The sequence below is a fragment of the Terrisporobacter sp. genome, from assembly GCF_017888745.1.
GTDB lineage: Bacteria > Bacillota > Clostridia > Peptostreptococcales > Peptostreptococcaceae > Terrisporobacter.
On record NZ_JAGHFM010000045.1, the window covers coordinates 1 to 5,723 of the forward strand.

The 5,723-nt window shown below is 27.9% G+C and carries 6 protein-coding genes; all 6 read left to right on the forward strand.

Going from position 1 to position 5,723, the window contains the following annotated elements; genetic code table 11:
* The first annotated feature begins 26 nt into the window (after positions 1–26).
* Positions 27–665 (forward strand): hypothetical protein, encoded by a 639-nt coding sequence (locus J7G74_RS01890; protein ID WP_297131135.1) that lies wholly within the window; start codon positions 27–29, stop codon positions 663–665.
* A 27-nt stretch (positions 666–692) separates the two neighbouring features.
* Entirely contained in the window at positions 693–1,241 is a 549-nt protein-coding gene (locus J7G74_RS01895; RefSeq protein ID WP_297131138.1) for a hemerythrin domain-containing protein, read from the forward strand.
* 15 nt (positions 1,242–1,256) lie between these two features.
* Positions 1,257–1,442, forward strand: coding sequence for a DUF1858 domain-containing protein (locus J7G74_RS01900; RefSeq protein WP_297131141.1), 186 nt, complete (start codon positions 1,257–1,259; stop codon positions 1,440–1,442).
* A gap of 267 nt (positions 1,443–1,709) precedes the next feature.
* Positions 1,710–3,728: an NAD-dependent DNA ligase LigA gene (gene ligA, locus J7G74_RS01905; RefSeq protein WP_297131144.1), complete on the forward strand. Its 2,019-nt coding sequence runs from the start codon at positions 1,710–1,712 to the stop codon at positions 3,726–3,728.
* A 193-nt stretch (positions 3,729–3,921) separates the two neighbouring features.
* The gene (gene rph / locus J7G74_RS01910) at positions 3,922–5,271 is read left to right on the forward strand and encodes a ribonuclease PH (protein ID WP_297131147.1); all 1,350 of its coding nucleotides are present in this window, start codon (positions 3,922–3,924) and stop codon (positions 5,269–5,271) included.
* 21 nt (positions 5,272–5,292) lie between these two features.
* A partial coding sequence (locus J7G74_RS01915; protein ID WP_297131150.1) for a metallophosphoesterase family protein occupies positions 5,293–5,723 on the forward strand: 431 nt, incomplete at its 3' end.

The window sequence follows — 5,723 nt, forward strand, 5'->3', positions numbered from 1 at the left end:
AAAATTACTGTAAAAGGAGATAGATTATGAGTTTATTTTTAGGAAAAATACATTATTGGTTATTTAATAAAATTTTGTGGTTTGAAAAATTAGAAGGAAAAATAATTGAATTAGCTAAAGAAGAAGGTTTTGATACAGAAAAGCTAATTCAAGACATAGAAGGAAAATATGGAGAGAGATTGCCTGATAAACCATTAGAAGAATTAATAGATACAAGTAATATTCATGGATGGCTACAATCAAAAATTCATAGTGCAGAAAGAAGAATGGCATCTTGGACAAAAATATTAATAGATGAAGATATTAAAAATTATGATAAATTAGAAAAAATATATTGTGAACAAGGTATAGTTGCTGCAAAAGAAGTTAAAGAAGATGGTAAAAATCCAGCAACGCCAGAGGAATTATTTAATTGTATGAATGATTATATATTGGATGGTATGCCTTGCGATATGATAAATGAAGTGATTTCAAAAGACGAAGATGCTATAATTTGGAATCAAAGAAGATGTGTTCATAAAGATATCTGGAGTGAAGTAGGTTGTGATGTGTCTTATTTCTATGACTTAAGAAACTCTTGGATTAAATCTTTTATAAGTGAATTAAATGATAAATATGTATATTCTATAGAAGATACGGGTATGAAGGTAATCAGAACCATATAAATATTTATTTGAAAGGTGGGTAATAATATGAGCGGAGTTGATTTATTAATAGAAGAACATAAAAATATATCGAGAATGCTTGTTGTTATAAGAAAAGTATGTTTTAAATTAATAGAGACTAAGGAAATGGACTATGATGATTTTTACAATATAATAAACTTCATTAAAAACTTTGCTGATAATCATCACCACAAAAAAGAAGAAATATTTCTTTTTAACAGAATGGTAGAACATTTAGGTGAAGCAGGCAAAAATGCTATTACTCATGGAATGTTAGTTGAGCATGATTTAGGAAGATTATATATAAAAAATCTTGAGGAAGCTTTAAAAAATTTGAAAGATGGAAATGAAGAAGCTAAGTTAGATATAATAGCTAATGCAATATCTTATGCTACTTTATTAGAAAATCATATTCATAGAGAAGATAATGTAATATTTTCATTTGCAAAAAGAAAACTAAGTGAAGATATATTGAAAACTGTAAATGAAGAATGTTATAAATATGAAGAAGAAAATTCTCACACAAGGGAAGAAAATATTGGTATACTAGAGACTTTAGAGGAAAAATATAAATAAAAGGAGATAGAAATTATGATAACAAAATCTAATACAATTGGTGAAATATTACAATTATGCCCTAATGCAGCTGAAATATTAATGAAATTTGGAATGGGATGCTTAGGGTGTCCATCGGCTCAAGTTGAAACTTTAGAGCAAGCTTGTGAAATACATGGATTAAACTTAGATGAAGTTTTAACTGCATTAAATAAAAAATAGTAATAAAAAAGACTTTTAGATAGAATTGCTAAAAGTCTTTTTTGTTGCATAAAACTTTTATTTTAAATTTTATATTAAAACATATATTGAAAACTTATTTTTTGGTATATAAAATATATGAGTGTATATGGATAGTTAAGCTATATTTACATAAAAATTAAAATCATCTAGATTTAATTAAAAATGGTAATTTAAGATAAATTTTTAAAGTGTTATACTAAAAAATATAAATAGGAATAATAATGAAAAATAAATGAGGTGAGCAATATGGATGCAGAAAAAAGAATAAATGAGCTTATTGACTTAATAAATTATCACAATGAAAAATATTATAACGAAGATAAGCCAGAAATAGAAGATTTTGAATATGATAATTTAATGAAAGAATTAATCAAGTTAGAAGACGAAAATCCTGAATTAAAGAGAATTGATTCACCTTCTAATCGGGTAGGAGGAAAAGCATTAGATAAGTTTAATCAAATTACGCATAAAATACCTATGTTAAGCTTATCTAACGCATATTCAGCTAGTGATTTGAGAGACTTTGATAGAAGAGTGAGAGAGTCTGTATCTGGAGAAATTGAATACGTTATAGAGTTTAAGATAGATGGATTATCAGTAAGTCTTACATATAATAATGGAGAGTTTGAAAAAGGTGCTACTAGAGGTGACGGTGTCGTAGGAGAAGATATTACAAACAATTTAATGACAGTAAAAACAATACCTTTAAAAGTTGACTATAAAGATGAACTAGTAGTTCGAGGAGAAGTTTATATATCAAAAGATAATTTTGAAAAGATAAATAAACAACAAGAAGAATTAGATCAACCTCTATATGCAAACCCAAGAAATTTAGCAGCAGGTTCACTTAGACAATTAGATCCAAAGTTAACGGCTAAAAGGCCTTTAGATATATTTATTTTTAACTTAGAACATTTAGAAAATGATGAATGTAAAACACATAGTGAGTCTTTAGAGCTATTAAGTAAATTAGGATTCTCAGTAAGTCCTGATTATAAGGTATTTAATGATATTGAAGATATAATAAAATATATTGAATATTGGACAGATAATAGAGAAAGTCTTTCCTTTGGTATAGACGGTATGGTTATAAAAGTAAATAATTTTGAGCAAAGGGAGCAAATGGGATTCACTGCAAAGAGTCCTAGATGGGCAATAGCATACAAATTTCCAGCGGAAAGAAAGAAAACAAGATTATTAGATATAATAGTTGAAGTAGGGAGAACAGGCAACATAACTCCAACTGCTGTATTGGAACCTGTAAGGTTAGCGGGAACTACTGTAAGTAGAGCTACTCTTCATAATCAAGATTATATAAAAGAAAAAGATATAAAAATAAATGACATGGTAATAGTACAAAAAGCTGGTGATATTATACCTCAAGTAGTAGAAGTTGATAAAGAAGCTAGAACTGGAGAAGAGATAGACTTTGAAATGCCTGAAATATGTCCAGTTTGTGGAGAACCTACTGTTAGATTAGATGGAGAGGCAGCAGTAAAATGTATAAATATATCTTGTCCAGCTCAAATTAGAAGAGGAATAATACACTTTGTTTCAAGAGATGCTATGAATATAGATGGTCTTGGAGAATCAATAATAACTTTATTACTAGAGAAAAAATTAATAAAAGATATTTCTGATTTATACTATCTTAAAAAAGAAGATTTAGTAGTATTAGAAAGAATGGGAGAAAAGTCAGCAAGCAACCTTATAAATGCTATAGAAAAATCTAAATCAAATGATTTATATAGACTTATAAATGGACTCGGAATAAAACATATAGGTGTTAAAGGTGCTAAAATAATATCTAATGAATTCAAAGACTTAGATGTAATAATGAACTTAAATCCTAATGAATTAGTGAATTTAGAGGAATTTGGTGAGACTATGGCAGATAGTGTTGTTGAATTTTTTAAGGAAGAAAAAAATCTAGAAGTCATAGAAAAATTGAAAAATGCAGGTGTAAATACTAAGATAATTGACAATGATAATGAAGAAACTATAAAAATATTTGATAAAATGAAGATAGTTTTAACTGGAACACTACCAACTATGAAAAGAAATGATGCTAAAGATATAATAGAAAAACTTGGTGGGAAAGCAACTTCAAGTGTGAGTAAATCTACATCATTTGTTTTAGCTGGTGAAGAGGCAGGTTCTAAGTTAATAAAAGCAAATGAATTAGGTGTTAAAGTTATAGATGAAGGAAAGTTTTTGGAAATAATTAAATTATCATCAAAAGAAGAAGTTTTAGAGAGTTTATAATATGCATTAATATAAGGAATAATGTTTATATAAATGAGTTATTATTTTGTAGTAAATTAAAATGAATAGTGCTAAAATTATAACTAGAAATAAGTTAGAATAAGTATTTTAGAAATTATAGTTTAAAAATATGACTACAAGATTCTAATGAAGAGATAGAGGCAAGTTTTTAATTTGCAGGAAAGGAAAAATAATGATTAGAATTGATGGGAGAAAATTTGATCAAATAAGAGATGTTAAAATAACAAGGAATTTTACCAAGTATGCAGAAGGTTCTGTATTAATAGAGATGGGAGAAACAAAAGTTGTTTGTACAGCTTCAATAGAAGAAAAAGTACCTCCGTTTCTAAGAAACACAGGAACAGGCTGGATAAATGCAGAGTATTCAATGTTACCTAGATCTACTCAACAAAGAAAAATTAGAGATTCAGCAAAAGGAAAAATTGATGGTAGAAGTCAAGAAATACAAAGATTAATAGGAAGAGCTATAAGATCTGTTGTTGATTTAAACAAACTTGGAGAAAGAACTATCTGGGTAGACTGTGATGTTATTCAAGCTGATGGTGGTACTAGAACAGCATCGATAACAGGTGCTTTTGTAGCTGTTGCGGAAGCTATTTATAAATTATATAAAGAAGGTCTAATAAAGAAAATGCCTATACAAAATTTTGTTTCAGCTATAAGTGTAGGTATAGTTAATAATGAATGCTTACTTGATATTTGCTATGAAGAAGATTCAAATGCTCAAGTTGATATGAATATAATAATGACTGATAGATGTGAGTTTGTAGAAGTTCAAGGAACTGGAGAAGAAAGACCTTTTTCTAGAAATGATTTAAATAAATTATTAGAATTAGGTGAAAAGGGGAACAAAGAACTTATAAGAATACAAAGAGCAGCTTTAGGAGAAATTGCTGATGAGATATTAGGTATGGATTATGGTAATGATATAGTAATATCTACAGGTAATGCTCACAAGTTAGAGGAAATAGGAAGTATATTAAAAGATTTAGATTATAATATACATTCTTTAAAAGATGTAAACTTAGATGGTTTAGAAATAGAGGAAAATGGTAAAACATTTGAACATAATGCATTAATAAAAGCTAGAGAAGTCGCTAAGCTTACTAATATGATAACTATAGCAGATGATTCTGGTATAGAAGTAGATGCATTAGGGAAAAAACCAGGGATATATTCTGCAAGATATGCAGGTGAAAATGCTACAGATAAAGATAATAGAGATAAGTTATTAAAAGCAATGAAGAATGTACCAGTTAGCAATAGAGGTGGTAGATATGTATGTTGTATAGCTGTTGTATTCCCTGATGGAAAGGAATTCGTAGTCAGAGGAACATGTGAAGGTACTGTAGCTTTTGAAGAGAAAGGTAAAAATGGATTTGGATATGATAGTTTATTTATAGTGGAAAACTATAATAAAACTTTTGCTGAACTACCAGTAACTGTTAAAAATGCCATAAGTCATAGAGCTAAAGCTTTACAACTTATGAAGGAAGAGCTTTCAAGAAGAGTTATTAGATAATAAAGGGAAGATTAATAATATATGAAAATAGGGATAATAAGTGATACTCATGGAAATATGAGTAGTATTAAAAAAACAATTCCACACTTAAAAAAATGTGATTTAATAATTCATGCTGGTGACTGTGTAGATGATGCAGAATATTTACATTATGCCACAGATGTAGAAGTTAAATCGGTTAAAGGAAATTGTGACTTATATACTAGTCCAGAAAGCTATGAACTAATTTTTAATATTAATGGTAAAAAATTCTTTTTATGTCATGGACATTATTATGATGTAAAGTATGGGTTAGATTCTTTACTTAAATTTGCAAAAGAAAATAATATTGATATTGTAGTTTTTGGTCATACGCATATTCCTTTATATAAGGTTATAGATAATATTATTTTTATAAATCCAGGTAGTACAATTTATCCTAGGGCTGGAAGTAATAAGTCATTTGGGATACT

Excerpts from the sequence above, each read along its gene's own strand:
- J7G74_RS01890 (WP_297131135.1), top strand. The coding sequence starts at position 27 with ATGAGTTTATTTTTAGGAAAAATACATTATTGGTTATTTAATAAAATT.
- J7G74_RS01900 (WP_297131141.1), top strand. The coding sequence starts at position 1,257 with ATGATAACAAAATCTAATACAATTGGTGAAATATTACAATTATGCCCT.
- J7G74_RS01895 (WP_297131138.1), top strand. The coding sequence starts at position 693 with ATGAGCGGAGTTGATTTATTAATAGAAGAACATAAAAATATATCGAGA.
- rph (WP_297131147.1), top strand. The coding sequence starts at position 3,922 with ATGATTAGAATTGATGGGAGAAAATTTGATCAAATAAGAGATGTTAAA.
- ligA (WP_297131144.1), top strand. The coding sequence starts at position 1,710 with ATGGATGCAGAAAAAAGAATAAATGAGCTTATTGACTTAATAAATTAT.